At 39.1% G+C, this 16634-nt stretch carries 20 protein-coding genes; 14 read left to right on the top strand and 6 right to left on the bottom strand.

The features are described from left to right. Nucleotides 1–99: 99 nt before the first annotated feature. From RE476_RS04865 to RE476_RS04830, 8 genes are read left to right on the top strand one after another with little or no spacing between them, the layout of a single operon-like run. Nucleotides 100–687: a hypothetical protein gene (locus RE476_RS04865; protein WP_309309280.1), complete on the top strand. Its 588-nt coding sequence runs from the start codon at nucleotides 100–102 to the stop codon at nucleotides 685–687. Nucleotides 688–721: 34 nt separating this feature from the next. After that, on the top strand, nucleotides 722–1636 hold the full coding sequence (locus tag RE476_RS04860; protein ID WP_309309279.1) for a hypothetical protein: 915 nt from the start codon (nucleotides 722–724) through the stop codon (nucleotides 1634–1636). Between the two features lie 8 nt (nucleotides 1637–1644). Further along, entirely contained in the window at nucleotides 1645–2010 is a 366-nt protein-coding gene (locus RE476_RS04855) for a hypothetical protein (protein WP_309309278.1), read from the top strand. Beyond that, nucleotides 2007–3092: an RAD55 family ATPase gene (locus RE476_RS04850; protein ID WP_309309277.1), complete on the top strand. Its 1086-nt coding sequence runs from the start codon at nucleotides 2007–2009 to the stop codon at nucleotides 3090–3092. Before RE476_RS04855 ends, RE476_RS04850 begins: the two co-directional genes overlap by 4 nt. A 19-nt stretch (nucleotides 3093–3111) precedes the next feature. Then, nucleotides 3112–3882 carry a roadblock/LC7 domain-containing protein gene (locus RE476_RS04845; RefSeq protein WP_309309276.1) on the top strand — a complete coding sequence of 257 codons (771 nt, stop codon included), beginning with the start codon at nucleotides 3112–3114 and terminating at the stop codon, nucleotides 3880–3882. A gap of 14 nt (nucleotides 3883–3896) precedes the next feature. Next, on the top strand, nucleotides 3897–5618 hold the full coding sequence (locus RE476_RS04840) for a hypothetical protein (protein ID WP_309309275.1): 1722 nt from the start codon (nucleotides 3897–3899) through the stop codon (nucleotides 5616–5618). Continuing rightward, entirely contained in the window at nucleotides 5611–6396 is a 786-nt protein-coding gene (locus tag RE476_RS04835) for a GNAT family N-acetyltransferase (protein ID WP_309309274.1), read from the top strand. Before RE476_RS04840 ends, RE476_RS04835 begins: the two co-directional genes overlap by 8 nt. Nucleotides 6397–6424: 28 nt before the next feature. After that, entirely contained in the window at nucleotides 6425–7006 is a 582-nt protein-coding gene (locus RE476_RS04830) for a hypothetical protein (RefSeq protein ID WP_309309273.1), read from the top strand. Between the two features lie 45 nt (nucleotides 7007–7051). Here the strand turns inward: RE476_RS04830 and RE476_RS04825 are convergent, their stop codons facing one another. After that, a complete protein-coding gene (locus tag RE476_RS04825; RefSeq protein WP_309309272.1) occupies nucleotides 7052–7729 on the bottom strand; it encodes an RAD55 family ATPase in 678 nt (225 codons plus the stop codon). Between the two features lie 155 nt (nucleotides 7730–7884). Here RE476_RS04825 and RE476_RS04820 point away from each other — a divergent pair, with 155 nt between their 5' ends. Both RE476_RS04820 and RE476_RS04815 read left to right on the top strand, forming a co-directional pair. Then, nucleotides 7885–8304 (top strand): helix-turn-helix domain-containing protein, encoded by a 420-nt coding sequence (locus RE476_RS04820; RefSeq protein ID WP_309309271.1) that lies wholly within the window; start codon nucleotides 7885–7887, stop codon nucleotides 8302–8304. Nucleotides 8305–8309: 5 nt separating this feature from the next. Then, nucleotides 8310–9035, top strand: coding sequence for a MinD/ParA family ATP-binding protein (locus tag RE476_RS04815; RefSeq protein WP_309309270.1), 726 nt, complete (start codon nucleotides 8310–8312; stop codon nucleotides 9033–9035). A 15-nt stretch (nucleotides 9036–9050) separates the two neighbouring features. On the opposite strand, the gene RE476_RS04810 is transcribed toward RE476_RS04815, so the two are convergent. Continuing rightward, nucleotides 9051–9728 carry a hypothetical protein gene (locus RE476_RS04810; protein WP_309309269.1) on the bottom strand — a complete coding sequence of 226 codons (678 nt, stop codon included), beginning with the start codon at nucleotides 9726–9728 and terminating at the stop codon, nucleotides 9051–9053. Nucleotides 9729–9929: 201 nt separating this feature from the next. Here RE476_RS04810 and RE476_RS04805 point away from each other — a divergent pair, with 201 nt between their 5' ends. Further along, a complete protein-coding gene (locus RE476_RS04805) occupies nucleotides 9930–10055 on the top strand; it encodes a hypothetical protein (protein WP_309309268.1) in 126 nt (41 codons plus the stop codon). Then, nucleotides 10052–10264, top strand: a complete 213-nt coding sequence (locus tag RE476_RS04800) for a hypothetical protein (protein WP_309309267.1) — start codon at nucleotides 10052–10054, stop codon at nucleotides 10262–10264. The genes RE476_RS04805 and RE476_RS04800 overlap by 4 nt, the downstream gene beginning before the upstream one ends. Nucleotides 10265–10290: 26 nt before the next feature. Here the strand turns inward: RE476_RS04800 and RE476_RS04795 are convergent, their stop codons facing one another. Both RE476_RS04795 and RE476_RS04790 read right to left on the bottom strand, forming a co-directional pair. Then, a complete protein-coding gene (locus RE476_RS04795; RefSeq protein WP_309309266.1) occupies nucleotides 10291–10671 on the bottom strand; it encodes a transcriptional regulator protein in 381 nt (126 codons plus the stop codon). A gap of 108 nt (nucleotides 10672–10779) precedes the next feature. After that, complete coding sequence (locus RE476_RS04790; RefSeq protein ID WP_309309265.1) at nucleotides 10780–11934, bottom strand: DUF2117 family protein; 1155 nt, start codon at nucleotides 11932–11934, stop codon at nucleotides 10780–10782. A gap of 79 nt (nucleotides 11935–12013) precedes the next feature. Between RE476_RS04790 and RE476_RS04785 the strand changes: the two genes are divergently transcribed. Then, complete coding sequence (locus RE476_RS04785; protein ID WP_309309264.1) at nucleotides 12014–12709, top strand: metal-dependent hydrolase; 696 nt, start codon at nucleotides 12014–12016, stop codon at nucleotides 12707–12709. 434 nt (nucleotides 12710–13143) lie between these two features. Continuing rightward, nucleotides 13144–14454, top strand: a complete 1311-nt coding sequence (locus RE476_RS04780) for a PocR ligand-binding domain-containing protein (RefSeq protein WP_309309263.1) — start codon at nucleotides 13144–13146, stop codon at nucleotides 14452–14454. 62 nt (nucleotides 14455–14516) lie between these two features. Here the strand turns inward: RE476_RS04780 and RE476_RS04775 are convergent, their stop codons facing one another. Together RE476_RS04775 and RE476_RS04770 are read right to left on the bottom strand one after the other, a co-directional pair. Further along, entirely contained in the window at nucleotides 14517–16103 is a 1587-nt protein-coding gene (locus RE476_RS04775; protein ID WP_309309556.1) for a sodium:solute symporter family protein, read from the bottom strand. Further along, on the bottom strand, nucleotides 16103–16228 hold the full coding sequence (locus RE476_RS04770; protein WP_309309262.1) for a symporter small accessory protein: 126 nt from the start codon (nucleotides 16226–16228) through the stop codon (nucleotides 16103–16105). The genes RE476_RS04775 and RE476_RS04770 overlap by 1 nt, the downstream gene beginning before the upstream one ends. Nucleotides 16229–16634: the final 406 nt, after the last annotated feature.

The following is a 16634-nucleotide window of genomic DNA, read 5'->3' as shown; positions in this document are numbered from 1 at the left end:
CTTATTTTGATTTTCAACAGAAGAGTATTAATATGGCAAATACAATATTAGTTATAATTATATTATAATATATATAATTCTTATATATGGGGTTTCCATATGGCTCAAGAGCAGGGTATCGCAAAAGTTGATCTAACTTACATTTACAAAGCAGTGATGATGGGTAATTCCCTTTATTCCGAGAATTGGGAGAAAGGTGTTCTCTATCTTACCAACCTGAACCTGTGGTTCTCTGAGGGTGGTGGATGGATAACAATACCTCTAAAAAGCATTACGATGGTGGGCAGGGAGGTTACTGATCCTATCCGTATGAAGGCACAGAGAACCATTGGTACTTCACATGTACTCATGATCGATTATCTTCAGCCTTCATCTGTTGTAGAAGGAGCTACGGCTTCAGCTACTGCATTATTGGCAGGTAACGAAGCGGTGATCAATACGCTAAAGACCTATCTTCAGCCAATGTGTGGCACTCCTCCGAAAAAACAATCACTTTCTGATGTTGATAAAAAGCTCCTTTACATGCTTTCAACTGGTGTAAATGACTTACAGAAGCTTGTTTTTTTCATCGGTGTTGACAACGATACTCTGGCTGCCAGTTTCAAGAACCTGAGGGAGCAAAATTTCTGCGACACTTCGGGAACACTTACTGAACATGGTCTAAAGCAAATAAGGGAGATGATGTGAAATGAACTTAATCACCAAAAAGGAGGTGTTTTGATTGACTGATCCAGGTCTTCCTCCTTTCATGAGTGCTCCTGGTGGAGATGCTCCTCCTATGTCCAATAGCAGTTTTGGGCAGTCAATGGGTGCTTTTGGAGCAATGCTCAAATTACAGCAAAATATCAGTGATAGATTCCCCAAAGCCAAGGTCCCGTGGAGTGGGACGAGGGAATTCCTCAAGGCCAGTACCATTGAGCTGATAAGGTCCACTTCGCTTTATCGTTTCCACATGGATTTCTTCCGGGAAATTGGTCTTGGTAATATGCAGTTGATATCGTATGCGCCAATGCATTACATTTATGCAGTTCCCAATAATCCTGTTTGTAATTTCTACCCGGCACTCAACAATCAGAAAGTGTGTGTAGCTACAACTGATGCTCTCCACAGGTTCTTCAGGGAGGAGCTTGAACTTGAATGTTCAGTTGAAGAGATCGAGTGTATCAAAAATGGCAATGAGGTATGTAAGTTCAAAGTAGATCTCCAGCCTATATCTGCATACCAGGTAATGCTGGATGAATATGACAAGATGATACTCTCAGGTGTCAGACCACCTGTTGATGATAATGAATTGAGGGACAGGGTAAGGGCACTGACAGTGTACAAGTTACTGGAAAATGGTCGTTTGTCAGAAATAGGCAATGCTTACATGCAATTTGCAAGCAGCATGAAGGTCGAGGAAAAAATATTCGATCCACCATGGAAGCTCAAAGAAAAACTCTCATCTATTGCTGATACTCACAGTACTTTTGGTGGTGCATTTGGTGCAATGACCAAAACAATCCAGGAACAGCAATCAGAGAAGCCTGTAACTCCTGAACCAGTTGTCTCCGAGGAAACAAAACAACTGCAGGAAGAAGCTAAAAAGACAGATAGTTTTGCCGAACTTCTTGCAAAAATGAAAAAAAATCAGTAGGTATATGAATGTCAGGTTACAGATCAGTTTCAGCTAATAATCATCTGGGAGATTTCATGGGTGAATTTGTAAGGGTGATTACGAATAAGTCACATTACAGGGGTGAATGTGTAAGGATCGATCAAAAGAACAACAATGTTCTCTTGATAAATGTTGTAATGAAAAACGATACTGGATGGGTTGACATTACTGGCCGTATGCTGGTAATGGGGCATGCCATCGAGTCCATCTACATAGAAAAAAGCTTTCCATTTGACAGTAATGAATCCCTGATACTTTCAATTGAGAATGGTTCACTAATGCCGGATTCTGATCCAGCTTTACAGGACCTGAATAATTTTAATGAATCAGGATTCCCGGAGGAATATAAATGAGTGCTGAGAAAAGAATACCAACCGGGATCGCAGGTCTTGACAGAGTGATCGAAGGTGGCGTACGTGACAACACGACTTTTCTGGTTGTTGGTTCAAGTGGTACCGGAAAGTCTACATTTGCAATGCAATATCTGAATTACGGTCTTGAACATGGTGAGAATGGTCTCTACATCAGTATGGAAGAACCTCCCGAACAGATCATGCGTGAAGCGAAAATGCTGGGTTTCAATCTCGACAAGTACTACGAAAAGGAGCTTTTTTTCTTCCATTCAAAAGGAAAGGACTTCGTAAAACTTGTAGATGAGCAACTCCCTGCACTTGTAGAAGCTAACAGGAACTATTCTGTAAAGACCCGTGTTATCATTGATCCTTTAACTCCTCTTATATGGGCTATACAGGACAAACAGGAGCAGCGTGAGATTATCACGAAGCTGTTCTACACTTTAAAGCAGCTCGGCCCTGTCCTTATCACAACAGAAGAACACTCTTCTCCGGGAGAGACTGTCGGTGAGGATGTGCTGATCCCAATTTACATGTCCGATGGTGCTGTACACCTGACATACAGGCCTATTGGGGGCGCTTTTAACAGAGCTCTTGAAATTATCAAAATGCGTGCAACAAGGCATGGGGAAGAAGTATATCCCTACATATTTGTTCGTGGCGTCGGGGTTGTTGTAAGAACCACTCCACTTGTATCTGCTGAAGATATGCGCAAGTATGATGATGTCTTTGACAAGGCTATAAGGACTGCTGCAGATCTCGGAGCAGGTGAGAGGATGCTTGAACGTCTCGTTTACGTTAAGGAAAACTGGTCATATCCGTTCTCTCCAAAGGAAACACTCCAGATATTCTTTGAATCCCAGGGCCTGAATGATGCAGTGACCCGGGAAGACCTTGCAAGACGAAAAGAAAAAGAAGCAAGCTCTCCTGAAGTCCCGCTGGATATCGGTGATCTATCCGGTGGAACTCTGCAGATCGAAGATACAAAATTTATGCAGGATGAAACTCTCTTTTCAGATTCAGATGATGGGGGAGTTATAGAGATTGATAGTCTGAGTGAACTGGAAGAATTAATTCAATGATTACCTGAGGTGGATTGACGTGTCAGTTAAAAAAACAAAAGATGACCTTGAGGATGTTTCCCTTTTGAAGTTTGCTCTGGTCGCACAGCTGAAAAGGACACACCAATCCAGTGATGTGGATGTACTTTTATTTGCAGGTGCAGACGGAAAGATATACGCCTCCTACATACCGGATAGTATCGGCCCGAAGATATTTGAGCTTACCAACCTGATCAGCCATAATCTGTTACACGTGAGCCAGCAGCTTGCAATGGGGCTCAGACAATCGGTCATTGAATATGACTTTGGTACTGTTATTTTCTCGGCAGTTGGTCGCGGAGCGCTTTTGATCTCCCTTTTCACAGGAAGGGCGGATCTTTCAGAAAATATGGGTAAGATCGAGATCGCTAAACATGTGATGCAGCATATCTTTGAGCAGCGTCCAATGACTGCAGAGCAGTTGGCTACCTATCCTGAAGAAGTGGCTGATGAGTTACGTGTATTGTCCAAGATAGTATTCAATGAAATGTACACCCAGTCTTCTGAGTATAAAAAGAACATGGAGATCCTTGCAGATATAAAGGTGAAGATCACCGGTGTCATGGGTAGGGGGGAAGTTGAACAGGTGCTTGCAATGGCTTTCAATGAGATAGCCTCATCTCCAAAATGGATGACAGAAGACCTGTGGCCTTTGCTTGTTGAAATGATAATTAGGGACCAGATACGTCCTCTGCACGGTGATTATGTGGCTGATATCTGTGAGGCTGAATGGATACCGGATATAAAACACAAACTTGAGTCTTTTGTATGATATGGTGATCTGCTATGGATGATGAAATATGTGTCTTAAATGCCTGTGAAACAAAAAATCCGGGTTTTCAAGATGAATGGACAACGGAAACTGAGATGGATAATCATGCAATCACACTTCCTGAAACGGATTATGATGCAGATGCAGATCAAGTGATGGTCAATAAGGATGATAAGGCGGATGGTTCTATCACAAAGGATAATTCTGGGTATGAAGATGATTCGAAGTCCGGGATGGTAACATCTCTGGTGGTGGTCTCTGATAGCCCAAAGGCTTCTGATTCTCATGAAGCTAATAACCCGGCAAATTCTTCTGATATATCATATGAAACTTCGTTCAATGCAGTTCATGAGGGTATGTTATCCAGACTGGAAGAAGCCGAAACGCTCAATGCTGAAATGGAATCCCGGTTATATGGATTTGAGAAAAAGTTCACGGACCTTCAAGAAAGGATGGATGAACTTCTTGAGTCAAATGGAAATTTATTATCTTCTATAGAGAACGATCTTCAAACAAGGGCTGATGAGACCGAGTTAAAACTGCTCAAAAAAGATTTTGACCAGTTCTCTAAGAGACTTAAAAGGGTTGTGCAGGCTGAAGATTCTGTTAATGCCGAATCTCTTGATGCTACAAAAGTACCTCCTGATGTTCTTGAGATAACTTATGCAAAGACTCTGAATGATATTTACAGTGCCATGCTTGGGGTATACGGCGATAGGGAAGCTGCCGAAATGGTGGAGGATGCCAGGGACAGTGTACGTCAGTTCAGTGCAGGTATTGATTTTTTCAGATTTGAAAACGAATCTTTCATAATACGGGGACTTTCTGAAGCAATATCTTCCAAGATAGTTTCCATAAAACAGATACATGGGACGTATATAGAATTATTCAAGATGCTTTTCCAGTATGTTCCTAATTATAATTCCCAGGATTTCCGTTCTTTTGTTGAAACTGGAAGTCGGGAATACACTATCGAAAAAGTAGTATCTCACGAGGGGTATATTGATAAGATCAATTCCGACATTGGCCTGTTCAGGGATGAATTGGCTAATATCACGGAGAATGTCAGTTTTATGGCTGAGTTACAAAACAATCAGCTTGAAGAAACAGCCTCTAATTCCAAGGATCTCATTGAGATAAAGGAACAGATGGAGAGCATAGCAAAGGCTGTCAATCTACATACAAAGGCAATAAACAAATTGGGCACGATTCTTTCCGAGTTCCGGAATTCACCCATCACAGAAAATCAAATATCTGAGAGTTTTGAACTTCCTGATCTGTCAAGGATTGAGGAAATGGTTGCTTCAAAAGCAAGCCATGAAGATATAATAGCTATTTCCTGTGAGATGGAATCTTTCAAAGCCAGTGTGGAGAATATGTTTTCCTCGATACAACAGCAAGTTCAGGAAACTATGTTAAATTCACAGAAATTACAGGTAACAGAGGATGAAATATCGGAAGTCCGTGAAGAAACTCCTGATTTGTATGGTATGGAGGAGCCACGGCCCCTAAAACTTTCTGAAATGCCAATAGAAGATGTCATAACCGGCCAACTGTCGGTACTTGGTTCCGCAACTCTGAAGCAGCTTGAAAAGCAAATTCAGGAAAATGGATTTTCTATAGATTTTGAAAAACTGGCTCTTGTAATGTCATATCTGGAACAGGAACAGCTTGTTCATTCCACCAAAAAAGGAAGGTATACTTTCTATTCTGTTGCAGATCATGCAAATGCTTGAGATATTAGATGATAAAATGGCAATTGAAGGTTTAAATGTATTGCACATGGCCGGAGATATCGGGTATGGCGTATTGGAAACAGGCATATCGGTGGACCAGCTCACTATAGATATTGGACAATCCAATAACGTGGGTTTTAATTATTTCCATAATAAGTTTGGGATGCCTTATGATTTCCTGCTGAAAAGCTCAATAAGTTCGGGACATTCACTTTTTGTTGCTGTTAAGGGTTCAGACCAACTACTGGGTTTTGCACGATTTGAAAAGATATCTGATGAAACTGAGAAGACATACAAAGGCAAAACGAATATTGTTAATTATTCAGTTCATCTGCTCAGGAGTATAGAGGTACATCCGGCACACAGACATGTCGGTATAGGGCGTTTATTATTTGCAATATCTGTCAATCAATTGGAAACCAACGTTATAACACTGCCTGATAATCAGGGAGCTGCCCGTTTTTTCAAAGATAAGTTAAACTTCAAGTGTTTGAATCCGGGTAACAATGGCCTTTCTTCAAGATATAAGGATTATCTGATACTTCCATATCCAAGAGCCAGGGCCATGCTAAAGACCATGGCTGTAAACTATCCGCGTATGGTGCTGCCTGAGCTCATTGGTAGCTATGAGTCGCTAAAGTTCCGGGATAATATGGGTAAATCTATATCAAAGAGTGACATCAGCGACTTCCAGGTACTGTTTCAAAACTCAAAAGAATTGCTTGATAACAAACTAATGAACGAACTTGATTCATTTATTAAAAGACTTGATGCTTAAATGACGATATAATGGTTCGGGTGATATTTTGGCTAATTTAGATGTTCAACGGTTGCGTAAGAATTTATTGAAATATTACAGCAGATTCAATGTATTGCCGGGTAATACCTATGAGTTATCCAGTGATATGGATATTGAAAGCTGTGTTGCTACAATAGATGATATTACAAATCATATTCTTAAGCCTGCAGAAAGGAATATGCGCCTGGAATTGTCACAGATGTTCAAGGAATGCGAGAATCCTGAAATTCCTTATTTTGAAGTTGTAATGGATATCATGCAATTCATGAATGAATTTGTTGGTGATCCTCATACAGTCGAACTTATTTTTGCAAGAGTCAATAATGAAGTTGCAAGGAAAAAATTAGAGGTCGATGAAAAGATCTACTATAAGGATAATGAGTGGACTTCCGAACTAGCTGAAATGTCTATGCAGAAATTAAGGGATTCAGGGACAGAACGTGACTATCAGTTCATGATAGATCAGCTTACAGAAATTCTTTCTCACTTTACAAGTGAAAAAGGAATAAAAAGTGTCCGCATGAAACTCAATAACATCATAAAAGACCACAGTCAACGTGAACTTAAGGTTCTGGATCTTCAGCTTTGATCTGAAGAATCCTTTATATACAGAGTTATTTTGATATTTGAAAGCTCAAAATACAATTCCATGGTCTGTAATCATGAACTCATGTTTCCCCATTGTAAAATCACTTTCCCGTACCTTAATTATCTCAAGGTATCTTTTGGTGTTCTGTTCGTCCCTTTCAGTATCAAGTACGATCACTGTATCAAATATATAGGACCATAAGCTGGAATATATGTTTGAAGCAGGTATCTCGGCAGTCGCTATAAGGAGTATGCCACATTCATCGAATTGCTGAAAAAGGTTCTGGACAAATGCTCTTAATTCAGATGTGTAAAATGGTCTCTCATCAAATGTACTTTCAATATCTTCCAGGATGTTTATGGTATCTATGACAACTCGTGAGATCTTATGCTTAAGGATGTTCTCATTCAGATACTCGAATATGGCAAAATCTCCTTTTGCCACCACATCTGAACTGATGGGAAATATCTTTATTTTATCAGTTAGCAGTTTTTCATCATAAAATGAAAAGGATGACAAAGCTCTGATTATCTTGTCTTCTGATTCTGAGAGCATAGATATGTAAGCACAGTTTTCTCCTTGTTTTGCAGCATTGAACAGTGATTGCATACACATGTTTGTCTTGCCTGTTCCGCATGAACCTGCAATAAGGATATTTGATGGTTTTATGTATCCTCCCCCGAGAAGATCATCAAGTTTTGTGATGTAGGACGGTACTTTCATATTTTCACAAACGCGTACGCTTTGATATTTTATAAATTTGTCGTAGTTCTAAAAATTATTAACATTAAATTTTTTAGCCCTATCAAAAGCATTTAAGCAACCTTATATATTATCAGTTCAATTAAAATAGATATAAACACTAACTCACTTTTCTTATGTTGATAATCATGTCTGACCTGCATAATAACAATGGAATTTTAACATATCTGAGTGATATAAACGAGCGATTGAAATCACTTGAATTACGTATAGCTGACCTTGAAGCTCGTAATTCTCCCCAGATCAATGATAAAATGGCTGTTTTTCTCACCGTTCCTGATTCTATCCGCAAATCTTTGTTCGCTGTTTCAAAACTAAATTCTTGTACGGCAGATGAGGTTAGCGAGATTACGGGAAGGCACCGCTCTATAGAAAATAAGTATCTTAATGAACTTTACAGGGCCGGATGGCTTGAAAGAGAACGAAAGGGTAAAAAGATATATTATTCTTTAAGCAAGAAGATAGAAAGCAAAAGTAATGAGCACTGGTCTGCAGTAGAAGAAGTCGAAAATAAACTTGACAGATTACTTGGGTGAGTACAATGCTACTAAGTTTTCATTCCTATAAAGGCGGTACCGGTAAGACTACGTTTGTCGGAAACCTTGGTGTCATGCTGGCACAGCAGGGTAAGAAAGTGTGTATCATAGATACTGATGTAAATGGTCCGGGCATACATTCATTGTTCGATATCAGGTATGATATGACGCTAATTGACTTCCTGCAGGGCATTTGCAGCGCTGATGAGGTTGTTTACAGGTATGGTGATACTGATGTTTACGTAGTTCCTTCCAAAGCTTGTGAGGAGGATATTTCCGCTATGTTCAATACTCCCGGTGAGGCCAGGGAAAAACTGTTGGAACTTATCAGGAAAATAGGAACCAGTATTGGAATTGATTATTTCCTCTTCGATTGCAGTCCAGGCATCAACAAGTCCAGTCTTCTGACAATGAACATCGTGGACAAGGCAACTATCGTATCAACAATTGATATTCAGGATATAAGGGGTACTTATCTATTATCAAGTATGTCAGCTAAACTAGGTACTCATGCAGCTCTTCTCTTTAACAGAATTCCCCGGGAAAAGAGGGATGATATAAATGAGATCGTTTCTGATTTCAGCAAGAAACTTGGTACGGAGCTTCTTGGACTAATCTCCTATGATGAATCCGTAGCAAGGACCTGGTCACGAAAAATTCCAATGAAAGATGATCCTGACTGCGATTATTGTACTCAGTTAAAAATAGTAGCAGAAAAACTGATAACATAAATTAATAATTCTTGATTACATTGTGGTTCTGTATTCTTCGATACTCCGGCCCACAATTTTGTCAAGTTCTTTTTTTTCTTCGGGTGTCAGGCTGAAGATCTCTTTTATCTTATTAATATCATTTTGCATGTATGGTTCAAGGTATAATGCATCTCCACTTGTTTCATACCTGATATCGATAAGTTCATCACTTCTTTTCTTCATCCTTGCGTCTTTCAGCACAAATTCATTTTTAAAGTATGGGATGAGTTCAGTCTTTACCTGAATGCTAATCTCTTCTTCGCTGACTATACTTATCATCGGATTATTATATTCTCTACTTTTACGTAGGAGAATTGAGATAAAATTAATGTATGGTTTATTGTTCTGTAGCTGTTTGAGGGTGGTCAAGTCTGCAACAAGTATCAGATGTCTACTTCCGGAAAGTAATTTCTCTACTTTGATTAGGGTACTTGTAAAGTTTCTGAATACATGGAATGACGCAACATTATCTACATCGGAATAGTTATTTTGTTCATTCTCATTCCAGTAGATTCTGATAACTGGCAAAGTTTCCTTTGTTCGCATCTCTTTTATGATTTGTCTTATAAGTTCTTCTGCTCTTGGATCTTTATCGTAGCAAAAAATAGAACTCTTTTCTTTAACGATATCGAGAAACTTTACTAATGTCTGATTTTGTTTCCTGGTGCCCATCTTTATCTCTGTCGCTACGATTTTATTATTTGTTATATATAATATCAATGGTGACCATGGATTTATATGTTTCTAAATAATCCTGCATGAACAGAAAAGTTACACTGTGGTATTATAATCGTTCGAAATATAATATTTTATTTTTCTTTTCCGAAAGGGTTAATACCTATAGCAGCAGATTAAAATTCGAGGTGTTTTCGTATGTCAAACTTCCATAAAAGAGATTATGAACGTAAAGGCGATAAGAAAAACGAAGAACTAGATGCAAAGCTAATCCAGGAAAACCTCAAAGATCTAAAATCCTCGGATGGTGAGATTTCAGAGTGACTATAAACCTTGACATCGAATTGATCAATTCGGATTTTTCAGACAAACAGTTGAATGTTCCGAATGGGACCACTTATGAACACGTACTGGACATTCTTGGTATAAACCAGGAAACTGTCCTTCTTTTAAAAGAAAAAAAAGCTGTTCCTATTGATGGAATAGCAGTGCCCGGTAAATTGACTATCATGTGCATTGCATCACAAGGATAGATTCTAACCAGGCACACTCAAAAACGTTACATTCTTTGGGTAATATCTTTAAGTTTGGTGATGGCATCCATCGTTGTTTTTGTGTCTGCTATGATCTTCTGTTCATAGTGTTTGATGATATCTTCAACAGGTGCGGAGAGCTGGTAGATCTTTGTAGGTCTGCCCTTTCCAACTGCCTTTTTGTTGTGGATATCGATCCAGCTTCTTTCACGCATATGCCTCATGGCAACGCTGACCTCTGGCTGTCTCAAACCGGTGCTCATTTCTATTTCCTGGGATGATGCCTCATTAACATTTGACAGGTATGTGAGTGTGGTTGCAACATTCCTTGACATTCCCAGGCTTTTCAATGCTTCAATGAACTTATAGTCTGTATCGTCTAGTATCTTTACTTCAAAGTCTTTCATAATCAAATAACCCCTTTATTTTTGACAGGCGCTCTTTCGAGCTCCAATACTTACTATGACATTATTATATTTAAAGTTATATATGCGCAAAATTAAAACACTTAATAATTAATAATCTGTGCTAAAAATGAGTAAATTGTTCGCCAGTGTGAATATTTTATTCTTGAGGATATTTGTCGAATCAAAATAGGCAAACTCTTTTCCATCAAATATTTGCCTGCGTATTTCTTTGCCGACAATATCATCACTTCCGGGCTGTAACCTGAGCACAGTTGAGCCTGGATATATGTGTTTATTATGCGAAAAACCATCGATATCTCCATCAGTTATTCCTATGATGGGTATTCTCAGTCTGTAAAGTATATCCCCTGCAACATCTGTTGTGTCATCCCCGATAGTTACAGCGACCTGAGCACCTTCAACCAGTTCAAAAGACCTCTCCGCTTCATGGTCAATTATTACTGCTTTTATTTTATCTACTGAATCCGGAGAACTTTTTCCTTCATTAGATATGTATTTTGATTCCGAAACATTTTTGCGAACAGAAAAGTTATTTCCCCTCAAAGGTCCGCTTTTTACCCAGCATGAATTAAGGTCAATAGGAATTCTCAGGTTGTATCCGTGAAGTTTTTCGAGTCCATGTTCTTTGACTCTTGCACCCTTGATTTCCTTAATAAAGCCATTTTCAGTTATTATCTGTATATCTTCACTTTTTGCAAACCCCACAATTATTCCATTGATCATTATTTTCTCTCCGATATGCACACCATAAACGGTCCTTATGATGCGATGACCCTGGTCTTCAACACTTATCGGTGTGATTAGCTCTGGGACATCTGTCATTTCAAGGTCGAGAACCTTTTCCATTTTCAAGGCAAAATCAAGAGATTTCTGATTCCATGGGATAATTTTTCCATCAGGCAATCCAGGTCTTTCAATGTGAACAAGGGGCTTTATAGTACGATCTGCCATCCTTGAAACTACTATATTAGCAAAAAGAATCCCATTATTTGTTGTTTTTCCATGATTCAGGAGAATAACAATATCTTTTGTTAAGAAGAACTCTTCTATGCAACGGCTTGGTTTCAGGCTCTTTCTGATATCAATAATATCTTCAAGATGAGCATCAAGAACCGCTGTCTTACCTATAGTCCCGGCCATTATTGCAGAGGTGTTACCATACTCTTTTAATATGTCCAGCATTTCCTTTGCCATACCGGAATCGACAATATCCGGTCCATGGATAACTACGCCTATTTCCATATACTTTCTTTTTAGGGTCTTTTACAATTATACTTTCCTGCCGATAAACTATTATCCTGAGAGGCATATTTCTGGATATATGAGTGACATCCGATTAACATGGCTTGGGCATTCGTGTTTTCAAATAGATGTTGAAGGAATTACTGTACTTATAGATCCTTTCATAACAGGTAATCCGGCAGCAACAGTACAACCTGAAGACCTTGAACCCGATATAATTGCAGTCACACATGGTCATGGTGACCATCTTGGGGATACTGTCAGCATAGCAAAAAGGACGGGTTGCACAGTCGTATGCATCCATGAGATCTCCCACTACCTTAAGTCAAAAGGAATAAAGACATGTGGAATGAATATTGGGGGAAATGTTGAGCTTGAGGGTATTCTTTTTACAATGACTGATGCACGTCATTCTTCGTCCATTGATGAATCCTGCTGGAGTTTTGACGGTGGAAGAGCAGCAGGCTTTGTGATCAAGGTAGGTGGGACTTCTATTTATCATGCAGGGGATACGGGTGTTTTTGGGGACATGGAATTGATAGCCAAACTTTACCATCCTGATGTTGCCATTCTTCCTATAGGTGGTAGGTTTACTATGGATGCAAAAGCTGCTGCAATTGCCGTTGAGATGTTACGTCCAAAAATTGCAATTCCTATGCATTACAATACATTTGATGTCATATCCCAGGATCCGGATATTTTTAAAAAGTATGTAGATCTGGTGTCTGACACAGATGTTTTAATTATGGAAATTGACAGCTTCATCATTTTATAAGGGCTTGTATATAAAATATTTTAGTTTTCACTATACGCCTACGGATAGGTTTATATTTGATTATGTCGAAGTACCAATAGGCAAAAGTCGAGTTATATTTATATTAGAATAAACATCCCCTCTAGTTCTCGTCATACGACTTTTGCCTGATAAATAATAATTTTTTTACGATTCCTTCTAATTTGTATACTTTTATGGTTTGAATTCGAAAACCCCTATATCATTCTATATATTCTTTTCTACTTTATCGTGACAAATTCCAATTTTGCCGTATTGATCTCAACTTTAACATACATTTCTAATATTTTCAATAATATAGGTATCTTTGTTTCGTATTGTTTTATATGCTAGAAAGTAATTTACCTGCCAAAATAAAAAGTTATGAACGAGTTACGTTTTTCACGTAATATATTTTGTATTTTGAAGGGAGTTATATGGATTATAAATTTACCGATCTGGTGAACATTGATGAGCTGCAGGAATTAATGCATAGTTTCTGTGAATTTTCAGATCTATCATTTTCCCTGATAGATGATAATGACAATGTTCTCATAGCTTCAGGATGGATCGGACTATGCTCAAAATTCCATCGTACTAATCCCGTTACAGCAAAAAGGTGCATTGAAAGTAACGGCAACATCAGATCGTGCATGGAAACAAAGAGTAATTACTATGAGTATAAATGCAAAAATGGCCTTGTGAATATTGCAATACCCATTAATGTTCACGGCAAGCATCTTGCAACATTAATCTTTTCTCAGTTTCTTTTTGATGAACCTGACTATGATTTTTTCCGGAAACAGGCGGAGTCTATAGGTTTTGATGTAGACTCATACCTTAAAGCTCTTGATGAAGTTCCCATCTTCAGTAAGGACAAAGCCTGGAAAGTCGTGAGGTATTGCTCAAAGTTTACAAACCTGATAGTTGACGTGGCTCTTCTGAATAGTAAACAAAAAATGCATGAGATCAGGAGTAATGCACATGCATCGGAACTTGCTGCAAACAAAGAGGCATTAAGTTCTCTTGACAATATGAAAAATGAGTTAATTTCAACATTCAGTCATGAGCTCAAGACTCCTTTGTCAATAATAAAAGGATATAACGAACTTCTCTATGATGGGTGTCTGGGTCCGGTCGATCAGCGTCAAAAAAATGCTTTAGATTCCGCTATTCTTAATATCAACAGGCTTGAAAACATAGTTGATTCACTTTTATATCTTGGAATGGAACATTTGGATGAGCATTTTTACGATTTTCTGCCTTTGAATATCTCAGAGGTTATTGAGTCAGTGGCTGTTAAGTCTGCAAGAGCTCTTAAAGATAAGAATCTGAGCTTGCAAACTGATATTCCTCAAAAGGTTCCTATGATCCATGGCGACAGCAAAAAACTATATCAGGCACTTTTCCACTTGCTTGACAACGCTATAAAATTCTCTCCTCAGGGGAGTACTATAGCTATATCTGTAACTGAAGCAGATGGTCGTTTATATTTGAGTATGAAGGACAACGGTATTGGTATTGTTGAAGAGCAGTTATCCTGCATATTTGAAGGATTTTACCAGGTAGATAGTTCTCTCACAAGAAAATATCCGGGAGTGGGTCTGGGACTTAACATCTGCCAGCGTATAATTGAACGTCATGAAGGAACTATACGTGTTGAAAGTAAGGTTAATGAAGGTTCTACGTTCCACATCGGTTTCCCTATAAAAGAACATTTTGCAAATTGCATGCCTCCTTCTAATTAGGGAAAATCCGTTATCTGAAAAGAAAAAAGAATTTTGGGCATAAAATGCCCAATTAAAAAGTCCTATTTTTTAAAACAAGCATCCAGATGTTCTTGTGGTGTTGGCTTTGTCATAAGGCTTACGACAATCGCAACAACAATAGCAAGTGGAGTAGCAACAAGTATAGGGTCCACAACTGTCCAGGTACCTGTCAGGATCGTGTCAACACCAAATATCGCTTTGCTTATTCCAAGTGGTACAGCTTCTGATTTGTGTACGAATGCGAGCCAGAACAGACTTGAGAATGTTCCTACCAGCAGACTGGCAATTGCACCTTCTTTGGTCATGCGTTTCCAGAAAAGGCCACCTGCGTACATTGGCAGGAATGCTGCTGCACAAAGTCCGAAGAAAATTGCCGTTGCACGTGCGATGATACTAATTGGAAGTATGTATGCAAGAATAACACTTGCAAGAATGGTGCCTGCAATTGCTACTTTGGTTATGTTGATAGTTTGACCGAGTTCTCCTTTCTTGATGTACTCGCGGTAGAAGTCATGGCCTATGGATGTTCCCATTGTATGGAACTGGGAACTTAACGTGGACATGGCTGCTGCAAGCAAGGTTAGCATGAACAGGACAACGAAGGTATCCGGCATTGCACTGTTTATGAATTCAGGCATGATAAGATCTGTATTGCCACCTGCAACTACTACTGATATCTTACCAAGTGTTTCATAGAAATATGCATTGGAGAGTGCACCAACAGTAAATGCGACACCTGTCATCATTAGGATGAATGGTCCTCCGACAAGTACTGCTCTGTTCAGTGCTGTATCGTTCTTTACTGTCATGAACCTGACTGCAAGCTGTGGCTGTGCCACCACACCAATTCCAACACCAAGGACCAGTGTTGATATCAGGGTCCACCAGATGGGTGATCCGAATACCGGCATTGATGTCCATCCAAGATGTCCTCCGGCAGTGAGACTTTCAGGCACAAGGTCATTCATGGCTGTAAGAGCAGAGTGAGCTGCACTAACTCCTCCCAGTTTGGCGTAAGTGAATACGAGCAGGAAGATCATTCCTATAAACATCAGTGTGCCTTGCAGGGCATCTGTATACATAACAGCAATAAGTCCGCCTGTGATAACGTAAGCGGCAACGATAACAGTGAGAATAAGAACGGCAACATCATAGTTTATATTGAGGGTGGATTCAAGGAACCTTGCGCCTCCGATAAGTACGATACCTGCATAAAGTGGCATGAATATGCCTATAAGTGCTCCTGAGAATCCCTGGATGAATCTGGACTGGAAACGTCTTCCAATCAGCTCAGGAAATGTAACTGCATTTAGATTCAGGCCCATACGGCGTGTTTTTGAACCGAATACAACGAATGCTATGAATATTCCGACAAAGATGTTCATAAAAGCAAGCCATAACAGTCCCATACCAAGAGCGCCGGCGGCTCCACCAAATCCGATTATGGCTGAAGTACTGATGAAAGTTGCACCGTAGGATAATGCAAGTATGTAAGGATGTATCTTCCTTCCTGCCACCATGTAATCTTCAGTTTCTTTTGTTTTCTTATATCCGAGCCATCCAAGGTAAAAGATTACCATCAGATAGACCAGTATGATAACTCCAAGTACGGGTGTGCTCAATACCATCATTCCACCTCTCCGTCATCAGAACCATCGTTCCATTTGAGGGCTCCATAGATTATGCAGCCTATGGCGCTTACAAAACAAAGTACATAAGCAATCCATATTTGTGGGTCATCTATTCCAAGCATTTTTTCTCCTTCCTTTCTTTATAAAAAATCATGATAATTGTCAACATGTCATTTGTTAGCATGCCACTCTATTTAAAGTTTAGTAAAAGATATAACATGCATGCGCCTGATAAAAATAGTCGATACTTCGAAAAGATGAGGATACTTCCAGTAGTTTCAAATGGGTATATACTTTCTATAAATTTTGTAGTAACGATCTGTTGTTATGGGGAAAAATGGGGAGTGAAAAGGAATTGATTAAGGTTCCTTGTTTCTGTAGGTAAGGAAATTTACATATTTTAGAAAACTGATTATACTGCTAAAGCAGGATTCCGATGGTATTCAGCAGAGAATATGTTGAGCATTTCTTGTACTGAATTGAAGAAAATAGGATCCTTTAATTAATCACGTTAAAGTTAGTCTAAAT

Source organism: Methanolobus mangrovi, from assembly GCF_031312535.1.
Classification (GTDB): Archaea; Halobacteriota; Methanosarcinia; order Methanosarcinales; family Methanosarcinaceae; genus Methanolobus; species Methanolobus mangrovi.
Note: the sequence above shows the minus strand (reverse complement) of the source record. Positions and strands in the feature narration are given on the sequence as shown.

What these genes read in the sequence shown, in the direction of transcription:
- RE476_RS04795 (WP_309309266.1), bottom strand. Translation starts at nt 10,671, where the DNA reads ATGAAAGACTTTGAAGTAAAGATACTAGACGATACAGACTATAAGTTC.
- RE476_RS04825 (WP_309309272.1), bottom strand. Translation starts at nt 7,729, where the DNA reads ATGAAAGTACCGTCCTACATCACAAAACTTGATGATCTTCTCGGGGGA.
- RE476_RS04820 (WP_309309271.1), top strand. Translation starts at nt 7,885, where the DNA reads ATGTTGATAATCATGTCTGACCTGCATAATAACAATGGAATTTTAACA.
- RE476_RS04785 (WP_309309264.1), top strand. Translation starts at nt 12,014, where the DNA reads ATGAGTGACATCCGATTAACATGGCTTGGGCATTCGTGTTTTCAAATA.
- RE476_RS04865 (WP_309309280.1), top strand. Translation starts at nt 100, where the DNA reads ATGGCTCAAGAGCAGGGTATCGCAAAAGTTGATCTAACTTACATTTAC.
- RE476_RS04840 (WP_309309275.1), top strand. Translation starts at nt 3,897, where the DNA reads ATGGATGATGAAATATGTGTCTTAAATGCCTGTGAAACAAAAAATCCG.
- RE476_RS04815 (WP_309309270.1), top strand. Translation starts at nt 8,310, where the DNA reads ATGCTACTAAGTTTTCATTCCTATAAAGGCGGTACCGGTAAGACTACG.
- RE476_RS04850 (WP_309309277.1), top strand. Translation starts at nt 2,007, where the DNA reads ATGAGTGCTGAGAAAAGAATACCAACCGGGATCGCAGGTCTTGACAGA.
- RE476_RS04810 (WP_309309269.1), bottom strand. Translation starts at nt 9,728, where the DNA reads ATGGGCACCAGGAAACAAAATCAGACATTAGTAAAGTTTCTCGATATC.
- RE476_RS04780 (WP_309309263.1), top strand. Translation starts at nt 13,144, where the DNA reads ATGGATTATAAATTTACCGATCTGGTGAACATTGATGAGCTGCAGGAA.
- RE476_RS04855 (WP_309309278.1), top strand. Translation starts at nt 1,645, where the DNA reads ATGTCAGGTTACAGATCAGTTTCAGCTAATAATCATCTGGGAGATTTC.
- RE476_RS04770 (WP_309309262.1), bottom strand. Translation starts at nt 16,228, where the DNA reads ATGCTTGGAATAGATGACCCACAAATATGGATTGCTTATGTACTTTGT.
- RE476_RS04835 (WP_309309274.1), top strand. Translation starts at nt 5,611, where the DNA reads ATGCTTGAGATATTAGATGATAAAATGGCAATTGAAGGTTTAAATGTA.
- RE476_RS04775 (WP_309309556.1), bottom strand. Translation starts at nt 16,103, where the DNA reads ATGGTATTGAGCACACCCGTACTTGGAGTTATCATACTGGTCTATCTG.
- RE476_RS04790 (WP_309309265.1), bottom strand. Translation starts at nt 11,934, where the DNA reads ATGGAAATAGGCGTAGTTATCCATGGACCGGATATTGTCGATTCCGGT.
- RE476_RS04805 (WP_309309268.1), top strand. Translation starts at nt 9,930, where the DNA reads ATGTCAAACTTCCATAAAAGAGATTATGAACGTAAAGGCGATAAGAAA.